The sequence below is a fragment of the Pantoea sp. SGAir0215 genome (assembly GCF_043543215.1).
Genome location: NZ_CP028031.1, coordinates 2,433,462 through 2,453,322, shown reverse-complemented (window position 1 = coordinate 2,453,322; position 19,861 = coordinate 2,433,462). Strand labels below are relative to the sequence as shown.

Below are 19,861 nucleotides of genomic sequence, written 5' to 3'. Positions count from 1 at the left end.
GGATACGGGATAGTAGCGTTTTTTATAGCGGAATTATGCAACGGCGATATGAAATATTGCTTTTGTGATCGCTGATAAATTATTTGTTTAAAAGCGTGCAAAGTGCGCCTCACAATGGGGCGCTTGCATGGTTGTTGTGCAAAACAAAAGAAAACTATTATGACCGGGATGAATTAACTCAAATAAAAGACAAAAGAATGAACTGGAATAAATCACTCCTGATTTCATAATTTATAATTATTCATCTGTTTTTTTATTTTATTTCCAGGGTGACTATCAGGAATTTAATAACCTGTACCAGGCCAGAATTACAATTACTACGCAGACTAATGATATGAAACCTGTCCTTTTTAGATTATTTTTTAGTCATAAAAGGTTGATTATTTCACCACGGTCGCTAGCGCTTTCGTTTTTTTACTGGTCTGAACAGGGCACGTTAATGATATAAATCAAATGACTGTTATATATGATATTTTCTTCTTTTTATTGCCAGATAATTCATAAGAAAAAACAATGATACCGGCCACAAGCCAGTCAGCAAAGGCGTTTTTATCGTTTAGTTCCCTGAAATACACATTTGGTTACACTTATTGCGCTAGGCTGGATTAACAATTTGTGTCATTTTCTTTTCACCCCACCAGAGGGGCAAATAATAAGACAACCACAGGGTAAATAATAAATGATGAAGCGCACTTTAGTGGCGGCATTAATGCCGTTACTGATCGGCCTGCCGACTGCTCAGGCCGCACAAATTTATAATAAAGACGGAAATAAGCTGGATTTACAAGGCAAGGTTAACGTTTCGCATTATTTTTCAGATGATCCGTCAAATAATGGCGATCTCACTTCCTATGCCCGCATCGGTTTTAAAGGCGAAACCGCCATCACCGATCAACTCACTGGCTATGGTTTCTGGCAGTACCAGTTCAGCGTCAAAAACTCTGAAGGTGCAGATGCCAACACCGGTAACAAAACCCGCCTGGGTTATGCCGGGCTGAAATATGGCGAACTGGGTTCACTGGACTACGGCCGTAACTACGGTCTGGTTTATGACGCATTAAGCTACACCGATATGTTGCCGGTATGGGGTGGAGACTCTGCCTATAACGACGCCTTCCTGACTGCTCGCTCAGGTGGTGTACTGACCTGGCGCAATAAAGACTTCTTTGGTCTGGTGAAGGGCTGGAACATTGCGGCACAGTACGAAGGTAAGAACGATCGTACCTCGACCAACAATGCCGGTCTGCAGGTGAGCCGTGCGAATGGCGATGGCTTTGCTTTATCTACCTCATATGACTTTGATTTTGGTTTGAGTTTTGCTGGCGCTTACTCAAGCCTGCAACGTACTCAGGCACAAAACGCAGCGACTTTTGGTCGCGGTGACAAAGGACAGGTATGGGCAACATCTGTTAAGTATGATGCTAACCAGATTTACCTGGCAGCAATGTACGGTGAAACGCTTAACGCCACACCGATGCCTTCCAGTGCGACCGGTTTCGCTAACAAAGCACAGAACATGGAATTTGTTGCGCAATACCAGTTCCTGAATGGCTTACGCCCTTCATTAAGCTACGTCACCTCAAAAGGCAAAGACATTGAAGGTATCGGTGATGCCGATCTGTATAAATACTCTTCTGTGGGTGCAACTTACTACTTCAATAAAAACATGTCGGTGTACGGCGAATACCGTATTAACCTGCTGAAGAAAAATAATCCGCTGGGTCTGGCAACAGATGACATTACAGCGGTAGGTCTGGTCTACCAGTTCTAAGCGTTACCCCCTCATTGTTAAACGGCCCGGCCTGTGTCTGACGGGCCGTTTCTCTTTACCCCGTCCTCTCAGCTCAGGCGATAGTGACAGTCCGGCTGCATCGGTTGGGGCAGATCCTTCTCTCCCGACATTTCCCGCAAATTGATTTCTATGTTGATGCAGATAGCATCCATCGGCAGATGGTTATTCTTATAGCCAAACGGCATTTCCAGCTCTTCCGCCAGCGTATCGAGTGACAAAAAGGTGTAGGAAATAAACATCGACACCAGCGGCGTCATCGCATGCAGGTCCGGCGCCAGCGCAAACGGCAGCAACGCACAAAACAGATAAACGGTACGCCGTAGCAGCAAGCCATAGGCAAACGGCACCGGCATGCTGGCCAGCCGTTCACATCCTCCCAGCACTGCCGCAATCTGGTTGAGGTTGTTGTCAATCGTGCTCCAGACAATATCGCTGATTACCCCTATTTGTCGCTGCTTTGCCAGCCACTGCGACAATTGCAGATGCAGCATATTTGCCGCCGAGTGCTGGCCCAGCAGCACCTCGGCCTCGCTGCCCAGCAGGCGCGTCAGGTCGTCACGTGCATCCGTATGACGGAGTTGATGTTTCAGACTGGCACAGAATGCCAGCAGCATGGCCTGCACCCGCTCCGTATCTGCCGGACAGAAGGCAATAACCTGACGCAAAATATTACGGCAGGCAATCAGCAACGCCCCCAGTAACAGGCGGGCCTCGCTGAATCGCGCATAGCAAACGCTGTTACGGAAACCCAGAAAGATAGCGATGGAGACGCCCAACAGGCTGAACGGCGCCAGCGTGAGCTTAATGCCCAGGGTTTCATACCAGTCCAGCAACGCCAGGGCGAGCAGCGACATTAACAGGTTAAGAAACAGGCGGAACAGGATATCGGGCAGAACAGAGCCATGCCAGGCAAACAGGCGGATAAACCAATGGTTGGGGGGTCGAAGAATCATGGTGTGCAGATAAATGGATATTTTTGCCGATTCTGCGAGTGTGCGTGTGCTTTTACCAGTGAAAAAGTGTGACAAAAATCACACTTTATTGTGACGTTAGTCGCTGAAGCTCAGCGGATCGGTAACCGGCGAGCGCGCCTCCGCCTGTTCCGCGGGCGGCTCATCCAGCGACAACGGCGGCTGGACCCTGAGGGTGATCCAGTTGGACGTGACGCGCTGTTGTTTACTGTCTTCGACCGTAACCGACAGATGGTAAGTATTGCTGGCCCCCGGAGTGCTGTCCCACGGCGGCACAATCACGCTCCAGCCGTCCGTTGCACTGTTGTTCGGAGGAGCAGTCAGACTCAGCGCCGCCGTGTCGCCCTGCCAGCTCAGCCCCTTAATCGCATGACTGGCGCGTACCTGCAGCTTAAGTGGAACGCTCTCGCCCGGATTAAGCTGCCATGGCGGTGTCGCCAGAAACACGGAGAGGGTTTTGCGCTGCCGGTAAGCCATTACCGGCGTTTGGCTGCGCGTGACGGTATCGTAGCGACTGCCACGCAACGAACGCATCTCGGCGACGTTACTGGCATCCAGCTGGCGGCTTAAAGCCACGCCAAAACGATAATTCAGTTTCAGCCCAACCTGATCCTGGGTCTCGCCGGCACTGCTGGTTTTGTGGCTGGCCGTGAAGGTCACCAGCGGCACGGGCGTGTAAGACAGCCCGAGCGAGAGTGCCGCCGGATTGTGGTAGCGATTACCGCTGTTAAACAGATCAACCTTTTCACCCAGATACTGCTGATAACTGAATGACACGCCCAGTTGACGGTAAAAAGGCAGATAGCTTTGAGTGGTGATGTCGTAACCTTCGGCCATGCGGTATTGCTGGCTGCTGTCACGATTGCGCCATCCTGAAAGCGGATGATAGTAATTAGCGGAGAGCCGCAGGTTGTTGCTCCAGGCTTCCGTTCCCACCGATGCGCGCTGGAGGCCGCTGCGAAAACTGCGATCGATAAAACTGTTGTAGCCTAACAGCCAGTTGCCCAGATCCCAGCGCTGGCCCAGTCCCGCATTACCGACCACCCCTTCCACCGTATCGTGCAGACCAAGCTGACTAAACGTCAGATAGCGGTTTTCATCGGCCAGCGGACTAAACAGATTACCGCCGGTCCCGTCAAAATTGCCGTCCATGTCGACTTTCAGGTCGAATTCTGCATTGCCGTAGGGAGAGAGCAGCGACTGCCCTTCCGTTTCCACCCGCGTCGCAACTTCGTCACGCAGATGATTAAACGCCCACTGCCCGGCCTGCTGACCAAAGGTCACATCGCTGCTGCTTTCACTGGCTTCTGCAATGCTTTTCGCCGCCTTCGCCAGTTTTTCACTCCACTGATGATCCTCTTCGACATGCCCCAGCGACGGAAGATCGTCAAGCGACTGCCGGAAACGAGCGGGATCGCCAAACGGGGTAGCAGGAATCTGACTGTCGGCTTGCAGCGCACGAACAGGGGCGGCGGCGATGGCCGTCATGACAGTCAACGCGAGGAGAACAGGTCTGTAAATCACATCATCAGGTCCGGGCATAAACATTATCAGGTGGTTTCTCAACGAGAATGACAAAACCAGCGCAGACTATTTTAGCATAATGTGACACAGATTAATGATTTGAAGCGATATTTGTGCTCAGCGAAGCGGCAAACCCCGCATGAAACGGGGTTAAGATAACCCTTCACCGACGTAACGCGCCGGGGAAAAGATCAGGAGAAAATCAATCCGCCGTCCACATTGATCGTTTGCCCGGTAATATAGCGCGCATCATCCGAGGCCAAAAACGCCACCAGCCCGGCCACATCCTGCGGCTGTCCGGCGCGCTTCAACGGAATTGTGTCGACCCACTCCGCCATCAGTTCGCCTTTGCCATAGGTTTTCTTATCGCTGCTGAGAATGGCCCCCCAGGCCCGATCGTTGTAATCCCACATTTCACTTTCAATAATGCCCGGGCAAAACGCATTCACGGTAATGTTCCAGCGCGCCAGTTCCAGTGCCAGACTTTGTGTAATACCGATTACCCCCATTTTACTGGCGGCGTAATGCGGCGTGTAGATAAAGCCTTTGCGTCCCTGGCCGGAGGACGTATTGATCAGGCTGCCGCCGTTTTGCTGCACCATGTATTTGGCCGCCTCACGACAGCACAGCCAGACACCGGTGGTATTGACGGCGAGCACGCGCTCGAAATCGCTTTTCGGCAGCGCATCAAACGCATCAATGGTGATAATCCCTGCGTTTTGAATCGACACGTCAATGCCGCCAAAACGTTCTGCGGCCTGCCGATACAGGCGTTGTACCTGCGCTTCATCCGTGACATCCGCCTGCAGGGCCAGGATAGCGGCCCCGGTGGCGCGAAGACTGTCGGCCGTGGCAAATACCCGATCAGCATTGGAGACCATCACAAGGTTTGCGCCGTCCTGGGCAAAGCGGGCGGCGATGCCGGCACCAATCCCGCGGCAGGCGCCGGTGATCACCACGGTTTTTCCACTAAAATTGCGGTTCATGCTGCTCCCCTGTTATCCATGACTGATATCAGCCCGTGGCGTGACCGGCTGCTTTTTTTCATGACGACGCAGCAGTATCACTTTGCTCTGCAGGCGCTGCTGGAACTGGTCAATCACCACGGCGGTCACTATCACCACGCCCTTGATCACCATTTGCCAGAAATCACTGACGCCCATCATGACCATGCCGTCAGCCAGAAAGACGATAACAAAGGCCCCGATGATTGAGCCGGAGAGACGACCGCGCCCCCCCGCCAGCGCGGTACCGCCCAGCACCGTGGCACCGATAGCATCCATTTCAAACATATTGCCGGTCATCGGATGCGCAGTCTGTAACTGGGAGGCAACGATCAGGCCGACCAGTGCGGCACACAGGCCCGAAAAGGCATAGACGAATACTTTCACTTTGATAATCGGCACACCGGCCAGCCTTGCGGCCGGTTCATTGCCGCCCGTCGCATAGATGTAGCGACCAAGCGGCGTTTTACGGGTGAGATAAAGGCCAAGCAGCAGGAAGCCGATCATCAGCCAGATCGGAATGTACACGCCCAGGAAGGTGCCCGATCCTAACCACGCGAAGCCGGTGTTGCCTAACGCAGGCAGGCCCACCAGGTTGGCATAGGTCGCGCCATCGTTAAACAGCAGCGCCGCGCCGCGGGCGACATACATCACGCCCAGGGTACAGATGAAGGGGGCGACGCCCAACCGGGTAATTATCATCCCGTTAAGCATGCCCACCAGCACACCAAACAGCGCTACCACCAGCATCACCTCCGGCACGTTCAGGAAGAGCCGGTTCCCGTCCCATAACGGGATGCCTGCGGTCAGCAACGCCCCCGCGACCATACCGCAGATACCGGCAACCGCGCCCACCGAGAGATCAATGCCGCCGGTCAGGATCACCAGCGTCATGCCAATCGCCAGCAGGCCGGTAATCGCCACATGCTGCGTCATGATCAGTACGTTAGAGGGCGTCAGAAAATTCGGTACCATGACGCTAAAGAAACCGACGACGATCAGTAAGGCAATAAAGGTACGCGCCTTGAGCATATACATATAAAGCAGATATTTTTGGTTCATGGAGTTCTCCGGCACCTCAGGCTTGCGGGGTTGACGCGCTAATCAGTTTTTCGCGCGTGGCATCCGCGCGGGGAAGATCGGCAGTAATACGGCCGTCGGCCATCACCAGGATGCGATCGGCCAGCGCCATGACCTCATCCAGTTCAGACGACGAAAACATGACCGCCAGCCCCTGTTGCGCCAGCTGACCAATCAGGTGGTACACATCGGTTTTGGCGCCCACATCAATGCCGCGCGTGGGTTCATCAAGCAGAACGACCTGAGGACCGGTCATCAGCGCTTTGCCCAGCACCACTTTCTGTTGGTTGCCACCGCTCAGCGAGGTGATGGGCAGTTCGCTGTCGCTGACTTTAATGGCCAGCTGCCGAATCATCTCATTCACCCGCTGCTGCTCCCGTTCAGGGTTTACGAGGCCCAGCGCGCGTCGAAACCCGCGCAGGCTGAGATCGGACAACGTCATGTTGGCGGTGATCGACATCAATCCCACGATGCCTTCGCCCTTGCGATCCTCCGGCACCAGCGCAATCCCACGCCTGAGCCGCTGCTGAAAATTGCAGGTATCCAGTCGCTGCTCACCCAGACAGATATGCCCGTCCTGACAGGGCTGTAGCCCGATCAGACCTTTAAACAGCTCCGTTCGCCCGGCACCCAGCAGACCATAAATCCCAATCACCTCGCCTTTGCGCAGGCTAAAACTGACTGCATTCAGGCGGTAACCGCCGTTCTGATGCAGCGCCGTCAGCCCGTCGACTTTCAGTACCGTTTCGCCCTGTACGGCAGGCTGATAGTCGAAATGTTTTGTCTTGTCGCCCACCATTTGCGCAATGATCCAGGGCACGCTGGCCTCGCGCACCTCCCGTTCCGCAATAAAGCGCCCGTCCCGGAAAATGGTGATGTGGTCGCCAATTTCCATCAGTTCTTCCAGCCGATGGGAGATATAAATGATGGTGACGCCACGTCGCTTGAGTTGCTCAATCACGTTGAACAGCACTTTGACTTCCGACTGACTCAGGGCGCTGGTGGGTTCGTCCATGATCAGCACGCGCGTGTCCTTTGACAGCGCCCGGGCGATCTCTACCAGTTGTTGATGACCAATGCCCAACTCATCCAGCGGCGCACAGGGATCGACGTCCAGCTCCAGCCGCTCCAGCAGCGCCTGGGCCAGCTGATACTGGTACTTTTCATTGATGACGCCGCGCTGAAAGAATTCGTTGGCGATAAAGATGTTGTCCATCACGTTCATATTGGGGAACAGGTTCAGTTCCTGAAAAATAATGCTGATGCCCAACTTCTCAGCCTGATGAGTGGAACTGAGCGCAACCGGCTTGCCATCCAGCCAGATTTCACCTGATGAGGGCGTTTCAACCCCCGCCAGCATCTTCATCATGGTGGATTTGCCTGCGCCGTTCTCCCCGATCAGCACATTTACTTTGTTGCGATAGACCCGATAATTGACCTGATCCAGCGCGGTCACACCGGGATACACCCGTGACAGGCCACGCGTTTCAATAATGACGTCGTCTTGCGGTTGCGCTTCAGGCATGATCACCTCCTCACTGACGCGTAATCTGGGCTGGCGTGATAGCAGGAAGGGCGCGCGGAATATCCCAGCTACTGAACACACCTACCACCTGGACGTGATCACCGGTTTTGATATGGCTGTCCTTCATCATGTTGACGGCCTGCTGATTAATGGCTTTGCCAAAATCACTGAACAGATCCTGATTGTTGAAGTCCTGATAGCTGGTGCCTTTATACGCATCCCGCAGCGCCGTACCACGAATGATCGGGCCCGTCTGAATAGTGACAGTGTCACCTGATGCATCTTTGACTTTCATTTTGCCGTTGCGCGAGGTGGTCTCCAGCGCCGTGACATCGCCGCTGACACTGACGCTAAAGACACAGGGGTTTTCGCTTTGTGAGCGATAGCCGAGCGCCTTACAGGCGCTGTCCAGATCCTTCTCTGCCTGCAGCCGCTGCATCAACTCGCCCAGCGGTCTGGCCTGAGCGACGATCTGCGGAACCAGCTTCTGCTGCCAGAGGGCGTGGATGTTGGCCATGTGCGGATTGGGGGGATTCTTGAGATCGGCCAGTTCCTGCTGCGAGACAATACGGCAGCCACTCAGCGCGGCAACCACCAGTATCAGACAGAGTCGGTTGTACATACATTCTCCCTGGCGCCCGTAAAGACGGGCGCAATACGCGTGAATTACGACTTGTAGTTAAAATCTTGTACGTTTTTGGCATTGTCTGGCGTGATCAGAATGCCGCGGAACATCACACGTTGTTTCTCCGGCTTGACGCCCTTCTGGATGTAGTTATCCAGGTCAGTCATGCCCTGCGCGGCAATCGCCTGGGCCTGCAGCATGACGGTGGCTTTTAAGGTCCCGGCTTTCACCGCATCACGCTCGTCATTGCTGCCGTCAATCCCGACCACGACCACATCGTTGCGGCCTGCCGCTTTCAGTGCGGCAATCGCGCCCAGCGCAACCGGACCATTACCGCAAATCACCCCTTTTACGTCCGGGTGGGCCTGTAAAATGCTGTCCATGATGCGTTTGCCGTCGATAAGCGTGCCTTTGGCATCCTGACGGGCGATGCTTTGCATATCGGGATACTGTTCCAGTACCTGGTGGAAGGATTTTGAACGGGTGACGCAGTTGTTGTCTGCGAGATTACAGGTCAGCTCGGCATACTTGCCTTTCTCACCCATTTTCTCGACAAACACGTTGGCCACATCCGAACCGGCCTGAAAATTGTTATGGGTGATTTGTTCCAGCGCCACATCGTCTACCGGGATTTCGCGATTGATTAACACCACCGGTATCCCGGCGTCTTTCGCTTTCTTAATGGCCGCGACGCTGGCTGTCGAGTCCGCGTTATCCAGAATGATGCCCTGCACTTTTTTGCCGATGGCCGCATCGATCAGCTCATTTTGTTTTTTGACATCCTCACCATGAGACAGCACCGAGGTTTTGTAGCCCAGTTCCTGCGCTTTCAGATTGGCCCCCTTCGCTTCTGAGGCGTAATAGGGATTATCCAGGGAGTTAACCAAAATCATGATGGTGCCCTTTTCCACGGCAAGCGCCGCGTGGGAAAACAGGCAGGCGGCAATCGAAGTACAGAGCAACGTCGTTTTTTTCATGGTAATGTCTCGCTATTATCGTTGTGGCAGGGAAAAGATGACGGGGCTGGTCGCCTTACCAGATGGTGAATCCACCGTCGATCATCAGGTCAGCACCGGTGATCATGTCGCTGCCATTGCTGGCAAAGAACAGGACGGCGGCGGCAATTTCGTCGGTATAGGCAAAGCGGCCCAAGGGGATGAGTTTTTTCATTTCTGTGCCCTTCTCACCGCGCCAGGCTTTTTCGCCCATGGGCGTCAGTACCACCGTCGGTGATAAGGTATTGACGTTAATGCGGTGCGGGGCGAACTCTTTCGCCATCACCTTTGTCATACCCAGCAGGCCAGCTTTCGCCGAGGTATAGGCCACATGGTTGTCGATAGCGATGGACGCCGCCTGAGAGGCGATATTAATAATCTTGCCGCCGTTGCCAGCCCGGACCATGCGTTTCGCCACTGCCTGCGAGCACAGAAAAGGCCCGGTCAGATTGACGGCGATCTGCTTTTGCCATTCCGCAAATTCGGTGTCCAGCACCGGCTGGAGCATCACATAGCCCGCGCAGTTCACCAGAATGTCGATATGTCCGTAGTGGTTTTCCACCGCCCCGAACGCCCGTTCAACGTCGCCAGGTTCCGTCACATCACAGCACACCAGCTGCACCGGCTGACCCGCGAACGTCTCACGCAGGTGTTCCGCTTTTTCGGCTTCAAAAGGCGGATAAAGCAGCGCCAGGCGAGCCCCTTTCTTCAACAACATCTCGTTACTAGCCATGGCAATGCCGCCCAGGCCGCCCGTCACCACGGCTACTTTGCCGCTGAGATCCATGTTGTTGTCTACGCCATAACGCAGGTTAACGTCATATTCACTGCTCATCCGACTGTCCTCTCAGGTTTTTAATTCCCCACAATCATTTTCGAACAAAAATATATGCTATCGAATTGATGGTTAATGTGGTTAAGATCAAATTTCGCGAAAATGCCCTTCAGGCAGCTACGGCCCGTTAAAATGCCGTGATCCAGATTACAGATCCCGTGAAACAGGCGGTGCAAACGGTGACAGGGTGAGAGACAGGAGGCGACAATAAGTCACATTCATTTTCGTTCGAAAACAAACAGAGAACCGGCGCTCACTCGCCAACGCGAAACCGGCAAGGTAAACTCTTTCACAGCGCGTGAATGCACGAAGCCCGATGCAAGTAAAAGAGGGAGCATTTCGATTGAAAAGCAAAACTGAGCAGTTAGCTGAAATGCAGCAGCGGCGTGAAAAGATTTTAGAGATGATTCGGGAAGACGGCACGGTAACGGTTAAAGCGTTAACCCAAACCTTTGGGCTTACCGAGGCCACGCTGCGGACCGACCTGCGCATGCTGCAAAAACAGGGATTTGTACAACGCTATCATGGTGGCGCAACGCTGATGACAGGCAAGCAGAACACCGGCCTGTTGCAGCTTGAACGTCAGACGCATCTGGAAGAGAAAGACGCCATTGGTCGTCTGGCCGCACAGCACATCGAAAATGGCGATACGGTGATTTTCGATTCCGGTACGACAACGACGGCAATTGCCGATGCCATCAGCCACATTCGCCGTCTGTCTGTGGTCACCACCGCCGTCAACATCGCCCTGAAACTGGGCGGTGAGCCCGGCATTAATGTGTTGCTGACAGGCGGCACCTTTAAGTTTCCGACGCTGTCAACGTCGGGCGAGAAAGCGGCCAGCTTTTTTGAAAATGTGCTGGCGGAAAAGCTGTTTCTCGCCACCGCCTGTATTTCGCCGCGGCTGGGCCTGAGCTTTCCCAGTGAAACCGATATTAAAGTGAAAATGGCGATGATTAACTCCGCCAGTACCGTTTATGTCGTGGCGGACTCCAGCAAAATCGACAAGGTCTCGATGTTTGCCCTGCCCTGCGACTGGAGCCACATCCACTATCTGATCACCGACAGTGGGATCAGCCCGTCGCATATTGCGGCCTTTGAAGCGCTGGGCGTCAGGGTGCTGGTTGCGCCTACTCCGACCCGCCGGTCAGGATAGTCTGTCCCTGATTTTTCCCCCGACGCCGTCATCGTCAGTGCGATGCCGTCACGCTCATCGCCGCCCCGCGCGGTTGGGCAGCCATAAGATCGGCACGGTAATAGCGCACCACGTCGCCTACAATCAGTAACGACGGCGACACCGGTTTTTGCTGTTCGACCGTATCAGGCAACCCGGCCAGCGTGGTGATCAGCACCCGCTGGTCTCGGCGCGTACCGTTTTCAATGATTGCCACCGGCGTCGCCTCACTGCGGCCATATTCCCGTAACCGGGCGCTAATCACGCTGCTCCAGCTTAACCCCATGTAAAACACCAGCGTCTGATTGGTGGCGGTCAGCGCCGCCGCATCCAGCTGCGGTTCGCCGCTGCGCCCGTGCCCGGTGATAAAGCGCAATGACTGGGCGCAGTCACGGTGCGTCAGCGGAATGCCGCTGGCAGCCGCACAGCCCACGGCGGCGGTAATGCCGGGTACCACCTCGCAGACAATATTCGCCTGCTGCAGGCTGACCATCTCTTCGCCGCCACGGCCAAAGATAAAGGGATCGCCGCCTTTTAACCGCACGACATTGCGCCCGCTGGCGGCCAGATCCACCAGCAGTTGATTGATCTGTGCCTGCTTCAGGCCGTGATGACCCGGCTGTTTACCAACGTCGATACAGAGCGCGCTGCTGGCGACTTCCGCCATCACCGCTTCGCTGACCAGGCGATCATAAACCACGACGTCCGCGCATTGCAGCAGACGCAGCGCCTTGACTGTCAGTAGCTCCACATCCCCCGGCCCGGCCCCGACCAGCCAGACCTTGCCCGGGCTGGACGCGTTTTCCGGCGCCAGCAGTTTATCTAAAGCGTTGATCGCGATCGTCATTCTTCCTCCGGTACAGCAACGGAAAGCAAAAGGTGTTTTAGCTCCGGCAGACAGGAGCCGCAGTTAGTACCACAGTTGAGTGCGTTACCCAGTGCCTGGGTGCTGTGACAGCCCTGTTTAATCGCCTGTAAGATCGTGTTTTCTCCGACGCCAAAGCAGCTACAGATCGTCCGGCCAGCCACGGCACGTTGTGCCGATTGTCCCGCCAGCAGAGCATGCCGTTCCGCCGCATTCGCCGGCGCCTGGCGAAAAGCCTGCGCAACCCAGTCATGATCGATCGCGGGTAACGACGCGCCGGTATAAAAGGCCAGCTGCAGCTCACCGTTGCGCCAGGCCAGCAGGCGGTAATGCGGTTCCGCCGCGTGGGCGGTTTGCCGTTGCAGCCCGTCCAGCGGGATCGTTGCCGTGAGCCACTGTTCTGGGGAACCGTCTCCGGCCAGGCTAAAACGTTGCGCGCCCTCATAGGGTGTACGCGCCCAGTAGCGCAGTCCGTCAGGCGGGCTTACGTCGCGCTGCCAGAGCCAGCCCTGCCAGCGGGTGTGGAGCGGCTGGATACGCACGGCGGTTTGTTTAAAGGCAGGCTGTGCCGAGGCCGGACAGCGGGTTGAGGCCACCAGCCCGCCGACCGTGCCCTGCAGACTGAACTGTCGGTTCCAGTGCATAGGGACAAAGATCTCACCGCGTCGCAGACCGCTGTCCAGCGTCACGCGCACCGTCATCCAGCCCGCGTCGGACTGCACCCGTGCCAGTGCCCCCGCGCACAGGCCATAGCGTTGTGCGTCCTGCGGATGCAGTGCTGCAAACGGCTCATCACAATGCTGCATGAGCCGGGGAACCAGACCGGTGCGTGTCATGGTGTGCCACTGATCGCGGATCCGTCCGCTGTTCATCAATAACGGATACGCCGCCCTGCACGCGAAGGGCTGCGGCGTGGCCGGTGGCAACAGGCGGGCTTTACCATCAGGATGGTAAAAGTGCCGGTCGCTAAACAGCCGCGCGCAACCCTGGGGATAGCGGGCGTTGACCGGCCACTGCACGGGCGTCAGTGCATCCCACTGTGCGTCGCTCATCCCGGCCAGACCGCTGATATCAAACGCGCGCTGGCCGTTGTTCTCAAACCCCGACAACGCCGCGTGTTCGCGGAAGATGGCTGCCGGGTGCGTCCAGGCAAAGCCTTCATGAAAGCCCAGACGCTGGGCGACCTGGGCGAGTAACCACCAGTCCGGTTTCGCTTCTCCGGCCGGGGGCATAAACGCGCGCTGGCGGGAAATCCGACGTTCAGAATTGGTCACGGTGCCGTTCTTTTCCCCCCAGCCCTGCGCGGGTAGCAAAATATGCGCAAAGGCGGTGGTATCCGTTTGCGCCAGTACGTCTGACACTATCACCAGCGGACAGGCAGCCAGCGCCCGGGCAATGCGATTGCCTTCTGGCATCGAAACCGCCGGATTGGTGCCCATAATCCATACGGCTTTGATCGCCCCGCGATCAATGGCGTCGAACAGATCGACCGCCGTCAGGCCGGGCTGACGCGCCATACGCGGACTGCGCCAGAAACGCTGTAAACGGTCGCAGTCTTCCGCAGTGAAACTCATATGAGCCGCCAGTTGGTTGGCCAGTCCGCCAACCTCCCGCCCGCCCATCGCATTCGGCTGTCCGGTCAGCGAAAACGGGCCGCAGCCGGGTCGGCCTATCTTGCCGCTGAGCAGATGCGCATTGAGAATGGCATTGTTGTTGTCACTGCCGCTTTGTGACTGGTTGATGCCCATACACCATAAGGTCAGTACGCGCTCATGCCGGGTAAACAACCGGTAGAACGCGGCGATCATGTCGTGGCTGATATCACAATGGGCTGCCACCGTCGCACAATCCCACTGCCGCGCGGCCTGTATGGTTGTGTCTACACCGTCCAGATGCGGCAGCATCGTGGCGTCAATGCCGCCATGCTGTTCCAGCCAGTGCAACAGGCCCGAAAACAGGGCCGGATCGCTGCCCGGCCGGAGCGGTAAATGCAGATCGGCGAATTCACAACTGGCCGTGCGGCGCGGATCGATCACCACAACCTGCATCTCAGGGCGCTGCGTTTTTGCCTGCTTCAGGCGCTGAAACAGCACCGGATGAGCCCAGGCGGCGTTCGAGCCGACCAGGATAACCACCTCGGCCTGATCCAGATCCTCGTAACAGCACGGCACGGCATCCGCGCCGAACGCCCGTTTATAGCCCGTCACCGCTGAGGCCATGCACAGGCGTGAATTGGTATCGATATTGGCGACGCCGAGAAAACCTTTCATCAGCTTGTTCGCCACATAGTAATCCTCGGTCAGCAACTGGCCGGAACCGTAAAAAGCCACCGCCTCCGGGCCGTACGTATCGATAATCCTGCGCAGTCCGTCAGCCGCGGCATCCAGCGCCGCCTCCATGCTGACGCGCTGGTGATGAAGCTGAGGATGCAGCAACCGTCCGGCCTGTGTCAGGGTTTCGCCCAGCGCCGCGCCCTTCACGCACAGCCGCCCGGCATTCGCCGGATGACTGGCATCGCCCCGGACCTGAGCCGACGCGCTCTGCGACTGCGTGACCTCGACGCCGCAGCCCACACCGCAATAAGCGCAGGTGGTTTTCATGATGCCTGCGCCATCAGGTTAAGCGGACGGTTGGCGACCCACACCTGGCCGTCCTCCAGTTTGACCGGCCAGCAGCGCAGTTGATGCTGAGGGTTATCCAGGCTCTGTCCGTCCCGCAGGCGCACCCGCTGTTTGTAAAGCGGAGAGATCACCACCGGCTCCCCGGCAACATCGCCAAGGATGCCGCGTGACAGCACGCTGGCTTCGCTGCCTGGCTCACGATCCTCCAGCGCATAACAGTCATCACCCAGACGGAATAAAGCAATACGGACGCTGCCAAGACGGGCCCCAATGCCGGCCTCTGGCGGGATGGCCTCCAGTGGACAGATTTCGCTCCAGGGTTCGGCGGGCAGATGCATCAGGGGAATACCGCTGGCCTTGTGGGGCTGGCGTTGTCCGCGCACGCGCGCATAGTGCAGCGTTTCATCCGGGTGATCGCTGTTCACTGTGGCGGTAAACAGCGCACGTCGCGAAGGATCGGCCAGCGTGGTCTGCCATTCGCACTGCCAGGTGTCTACCACCTGTTGCATGTCCTGTTCCAGCGTGGCGGCGATCCCCAGGCTGTCATGAATCACCACCTCACGCAGGTAGTCCAGCCCGCCCTCCATGTTATCCATCCAGACGCTGGTACGCTGCAGGCGATCCGCCGTGCGCACGTAGAACATCAGAATCCGGTCGACGTACCGGATCAACGTGTCATCGTCCAGATCGCTGGCAAACAGTTCCGCATGGCGTGGCTTCATGCCGCCATTGCCGCAGACATACAGGTTCCAGCCGTTTTCCGTGGCGATGACCCCGATATCTTTACTTTGCGCTTCCGCACATTCGCGGGTACAGCCGGACACGGCCATCTTGATCTTATGTGGTGCGCGCAGGCCCTTATACCGGTTCTCCAGCGCGATGGCGAAGGCGGTAGAATCCTGCACGCCATAACGACACCAGGTCGAGCCAACGCAGGATTTCACTGTACGCAGGGATTTTCCGTAGGCATGACCGGTTTCAAAGCCGGCTTCCAGCAGGGTTTCCCAGATAGCAGGCAACTGGTCCAGTCGCGCACCAAACAGATCGATACGCTGGCCGCCGGTGATTTTGGTATAGAGATCGTAACGCGCGGCCACTTCGCCGATGGCGATCAGGCCCTGTGGCGTGATCTCGCCCCCTGGCACGCGCGGCACTACCGAATAGGTGCCATCTTTCTGGATATTGGCAAAGTAACGGTCGTTCGTGTCCTGTAAGGGTAAATGGGCCGGTTTCAGCAGGTAATCGTTCCAGCACGAGGCCAGCAGCGAACCCACCAGCGGTTTACATACCTCGCAACCACAGCCCCGTCCGTGGCTGGCCAGCAGCTCGTCAAAGGTTTTGATGCCATTGATACGGATCAGGTCATACAGCGCCTGGCGGGAATAGGCGAAGTGCTCACAGATGTCTTTTTTAACGGCGACGCCCTGGTTTTCCAGCTGAAACTCCATTACCTGTTTTACCAGCGCAGCGCAGCCGCCACAGCCGGTTGCCGCTTTGGTGCAGCTTTTAATACTGGCCATCTCGCCACAGCCGCTCTGCACCGCCTGGCAGATATCGCCTTTACTGACGTTATGACAGGAGCACACCTGGGCGCTGTCCGGCAGCGCAGCGACGCCCAACCCTTTGGCCGGCGCGCCATTTAATACAGGCAAAATCAGCGCTTCCGGTGCTGCCGGCAGCGGCATGTCATTTAACATCGTTTGCAGGAGGGTGGCATAGTCGCTGCTGTCTCCCACCAGCACGCCGCCCAGCAGTCGTGTATTGTCGGCGCTCACGACGATCTTCTTGTAAATGCCTTTTGGTCCATTGGCCCAGTGGTAGCTCAGGCTGCCCGGCGTTTTGCCGTGCGCATCGCCAAAGGAGGCGACTTCTACGCCCAGCAGCTTCAGTTTGGTGCTCATGTCGGCACCAGTGAACTGCGCGGGTTCGGCCGCCAGATGCCCGGCCAGCACTCGCGCCATCTGGTAGCCCGGCGCTACCAGGCCAAAAATCTGCCCGTTCCACAGCGCGCATTCGCCGATGGCATAAATGTCGCTGTCACTGGTCTGGCAATGGTCATTGATGGTAATGCCGCCGCGCGGCCCCACGCTGATGTCGGCACTGCGGGCCAGCTCATCACGCGGACGGATACCGGCAGAGAACAGCACCAGATCGGTGGCCAGCTCGCCGCCATCGGCAAAGTGCAGCACCAGACTGCCGTCAGGCTGGCTGGCAATTTGTTCGGTCTGCTTCGCGGTATGTACCGTCACGCCCAGCGCGTCGATTTTTTGCCGCAGCATCAGCGCCCCACCTTCGTCCAGTTGCACAGCCATCAGGCGCGGCGCAAACTCAACCACGTGGGTCTCCAGCCCAAGCTGCTTCAGCGCGTTGGCGGCCTCCAGGCCCAGCAGCCCGCCGCCGATCACCACGCCGCGCTGACTCTGGCGGGCACAGGCTGCGATGGCATCCAGATCGTCCAGCGTGCGGTAGACAAAGCAGCGCTCGCCGTCATGGCCGGGGACCGGGGGGACAAAGGCGCGCGAGCCGGTGGCCAGCACCAGCTTATCCCAGGCCAGCTCACGGCCCGTGCTGTCGCGCAGGCTGCGCTGCTGGCGATCGATCGCCTCTACCCGGCAACCGCTACGCAGTTCAATCGCGTTTTGGGCAAAAAATTCCTCGCTTACCAGCGACAACTGCGTGGCCGTTTTACCGGTGAAATACTCGGAAAGGTGAACCCGGTCGTAAGCCTGATAGCGTTCTTCGCCGTAAACCACCACGTGATAATGTTGATGCAGGTTACGATCGACCAGTTGCTCCAGAAAATGGTGGCTGACCATGCCGTGACCCACCACGGCTAATACAGGTTTCGTTTGGCTCATCACAGGGTTTCCTGCAGCCAGCGGCTGCGTTTCAGGTTCATCAAGGCCGAACAGCGTATTCACAGAAACCGGTCCGGCATTATGGAGTTGGTTCAGCAGCGCACCACTTTGCTGGCAGTCGCCATACAGCAGCACGCCGTTCAGCCGGCCGTCTTTGAGGAACAGGCGGCGATAGTGCCCGGCGATCGGGTCAAAACTAGTGACAGACGGTGCTTCGCGAACGTCACCGGCGCTAAACAGGGAAATGCCGCTGACTTTGAGACGGGTGCACGTGGCCGCGCTGTAGAAATCCGCCTGAGGCCGATCGGCCAGTTGCGCCGCCAGAATCTTCGCCTGGGCCAGACAGGGCTCGACCAGACCGAAGGTCTCGCCGCTGATTTCACAACATTCGCCTACGGCATAAATTCCCGCGTGCGCACTGCGCAACTGGCGATCTACCAGAATGCCGCGCTGGCAGGGAATCCCGGCGGCCTGCGCCAGGGCGATTGCCGGCTGGACACCAATGGCCATCACCACCTGCCGCGCCGCCAGCACCCGGCCATCGTGGAGGATCACGCTATCCGTCCGGATCGCCGCAAGGCTGGTATTCAGTTCACAGCGAATGCCGCGCGCACGGAGCTGAGCCAGCAGTAATTCCCCTGCCCTGGCGTCCAGTTGTTTGTCCAGCAAACACGACTGACGATGAAGCAGCGTAACCTGACGCCCCTGTGCCTGAAGGCCGGCGGCCGCTTCAATACCCAGAAAGCCGCCGCCGACCACCACGACCGGACCCTGCCCCGCCAGCAAAGTGTCTACATCCTGCAGCGTGCGAAAGGTGCTGACATGCGGCAGGTCGCTGCCTGGGACAGACGGCCGGCAGGGCTGCGATCCGGTCGCCAGTACCAGGCGGTCCCAGTGCAGCAGGCGCTGGTCGGTGCGTAAGGTCCGCTCAGCGACATTCACCTGTTCCACCGTCTCTCCCGCCAGCAAGGTCACGCCGTGACGGTGATACCAGTCACGATCGTGGATCAGCGTTTGCGCAACGGTGGTTTCCCCGGCCAGCAGTGGCGACAACAGCACACGGTTATAGTTGCCGTGCGGCTCACGGCCAATCACGGTGATGTCGTAACGCGTCGGCGCCAGCTGCAACAGGGTTTCCACCATGTGCATACCCGCCATCCCGTTACCCACAACCAGCAACCGTTGTCTCATGGTGTCGTCCTTATGCCGCCGAGGTCTGTTTTTCGTAGAGAAAATGCAGCACTTTCTGACGCAGCTGGTGATAACGCACGTCATCCGCCAGCGCCACGCGTGAACGCGGCCGGGCCAGGTCAATCGTCAGGATGTCGCCCACCTGCGCCGCCGGGCCATTGGTCATCATCAGCACCCGATCGGACAGCAACACGGCTTCATCCACATCATGGGTAATCAGGACGATGGTGGTGTTCAGCGCCTGCTGGATGCGCATGACGCTGTCCTGCAGATGCGCGCGCGTTAAGGCATCCAGCGCACCGAAGGGTTCGTCCAGCAGCAGCACGCGAGGTTTCATTGCCAGCGCGCGGGCGATGCCGACGCGCTGCTTCATGCCGCCGGAGATCTCGCCGGGGCGCTTATGCATGGCATGACTCATTTGCACCTGGTTGAGGTTGTGCTCGATCCAGTCACGTCTTTCGGCTTTGTTCATCTTGCTTTTGAACACCTGCTCGACCGCCAGCTCAACGTTTTGATACGCCGTCAGCCAGGGCAACAGAGAGTGGTTTTGAAACACAACGGCGCGCTCAGGGCCGGGGCCGGTGACTTCGCGGTTATCGCATAACAGGACGCCGCTGGTAGGCCGGGTTAAACCGGCGATCAGGTTGAGCAGCGTGGATTTGCCACAGCCAGAGTGACCGATCAGGCTCAGCGTTTCCCCCTGATGAAGATCAAAGCTGACATTATCGAGCGCCAGAAAATCGCCGCCGGAGGTGGTAAAACGCTGGCTGACCTGCTGTACACGAATGATAGGTTGCATAG

The 19,861-nt window shown here is 57.2% G+C and carries 14 protein-coding genes; 2 read left to right on the top strand and 12 right to left on the bottom strand.

Going from position 1 to position 19,861, the window contains the following annotated elements; genetic code table 11:
• Positions 1–679 precede the first annotated feature (679 nt).
• Positions 680–1,771 (top strand): porin, encoded by a 1,092-nt coding sequence (locus C1N64_RS11500; protein ID WP_033741100.1) that lies wholly within the window; start codon positions 680–682, stop codon positions 1,769–1,771.
• A gap of 68 nt (positions 1,772–1,839) precedes the next feature.
• Here C1N64_RS11500 and C1N64_RS11495 read toward each other — a convergent pair whose 3' ends face one another.
• The 8 genes from C1N64_RS11495 to C1N64_RS11460 form a co-directional block, all read right to left on the bottom strand.
• Positions 1,840–2,745: a bestrophin family protein gene (locus C1N64_RS11495; protein WP_394514818.1), complete on the bottom strand. Its 906-nt coding sequence runs from the start codon at positions 2,743–2,745 to the stop codon at positions 1,840–1,842.
• 96 nt (positions 2,746–2,841) lie between these two features.
• The gene (locus C1N64_RS11490) at positions 2,842–4,314 is read right to left on the bottom strand and encodes a YchO/YchP family invasin (protein ID WP_133745311.1); all 1,473 of its coding nucleotides are present in this window, start codon (positions 4,312–4,314) and stop codon (positions 2,842–2,844) included.
• Positions 4,315–4,478: 164 nt separating this feature from the next.
• On the bottom strand, positions 4,479–5,273 hold the full coding sequence (locus C1N64_RS11485) for a glucose 1-dehydrogenase (RefSeq protein ID WP_033741098.1): 795 nt from the start codon (positions 5,271–5,273) through the stop codon (positions 4,479–4,481).
• A gap of 12 nt (positions 5,274–5,285) precedes the next feature.
• Positions 5,286–6,353 (bottom strand): ABC transporter permease, encoded by a 1,068-nt coding sequence (locus tag C1N64_RS11480; RefSeq protein ID WP_394514817.1) that lies wholly within the window; start codon positions 6,351–6,353, stop codon positions 5,286–5,288.
• A gap of 16 nt (positions 6,354–6,369) precedes the next feature.
• On the bottom strand, positions 6,370–7,896 hold the full coding sequence (locus tag C1N64_RS11475) for a sugar ABC transporter ATP-binding protein (protein WP_162285620.1): 1,527 nt from the start codon (positions 7,894–7,896) through the stop codon (positions 6,370–6,372).
• 10 nt (positions 7,897–7,906) lie between these two features.
• Positions 7,907–8,518 carry a DUF2291 family protein gene (locus C1N64_RS11470; RefSeq protein ID WP_110267593.1) on the bottom strand — a complete coding sequence of 204 codons (612 nt, stop codon included), beginning with the start codon at positions 8,516–8,518 and terminating at the stop codon, positions 7,907–7,909.
• A 44-nt stretch (positions 8,519–8,562) separates the two neighbouring features.
• Positions 8,563–9,498: a D-ribose ABC transporter substrate-binding protein gene (locus C1N64_RS11465; protein WP_033741095.1), complete on the bottom strand. Its 936-nt coding sequence runs from the start codon at positions 9,496–9,498 to the stop codon at positions 8,563–8,565.
• Positions 9,499–9,553: 55 nt separating this feature from the next.
• Entirely contained in the window at positions 9,554–10,351 is a 798-nt protein-coding gene (locus C1N64_RS11460; RefSeq protein WP_367143101.1) for a GolD/DthD family dehydrogenase, read from the bottom strand.
• 343 nt (positions 10,352–10,694) lie between these two features.
• Between C1N64_RS11460 and C1N64_RS11455 the strand changes: the two genes are divergently transcribed.
• Positions 10,695–11,507 (top strand): DeoR/GlpR family DNA-binding transcription regulator, encoded by an 813-nt coding sequence (locus tag C1N64_RS11455; protein ID WP_033741089.1) that lies wholly within the window; start codon positions 10,695–10,697, stop codon positions 11,505–11,507.
• A gap of 34 nt (positions 11,508–11,541) precedes the next feature.
• Here the strand turns inward: C1N64_RS11455 and cobA are convergent, their stop codons facing one another.
• The 4 genes from cobA to C1N64_RS11435 are packed head-to-tail and all read right to left on the bottom strand — an operon-like array spanning position 11,542 to position 19,859.
• Positions 11,542–12,372 carry a uroporphyrinogen-III C-methyltransferase gene (cobA, locus tag C1N64_RS11450; protein ID WP_282498713.1) on the bottom strand — a complete coding sequence of 277 codons (831 nt, stop codon included), beginning with the start codon at positions 12,370–12,372 and terminating at the stop codon, positions 11,542–11,544.
• Positions 12,369–14,990, bottom strand: coding sequence for a nitrate reductase (locus tag C1N64_RS11445; RefSeq protein WP_375123977.1), 2,622 nt, complete (start codon positions 14,988–14,990; stop codon positions 12,369–12,371). The genes cobA and C1N64_RS11445 overlap by 4 nt, the downstream gene beginning before the upstream one ends.
• On the bottom strand, positions 14,987–19,060 hold the full coding sequence (gene nirB, locus C1N64_RS11440) for a nitrite reductase large subunit NirB (protein ID WP_394514816.1): 4,074 nt from the start codon (positions 19,058–19,060) through the stop codon (positions 14,987–14,989). The genes C1N64_RS11445 and nirB overlap by 4 nt, the downstream gene beginning before the upstream one ends.
• Before the next feature lie 10 nt (positions 19,061–19,070).
• Positions 19,071–19,859: an ABC transporter ATP-binding protein gene (locus C1N64_RS11435; protein WP_375092608.1), complete on the bottom strand. Its 789-nt coding sequence runs from the start codon at positions 19,857–19,859 to the stop codon at positions 19,071–19,073.
• Between the last annotated feature and the right edge of the window lie 2 nt (positions 19,860–19,861).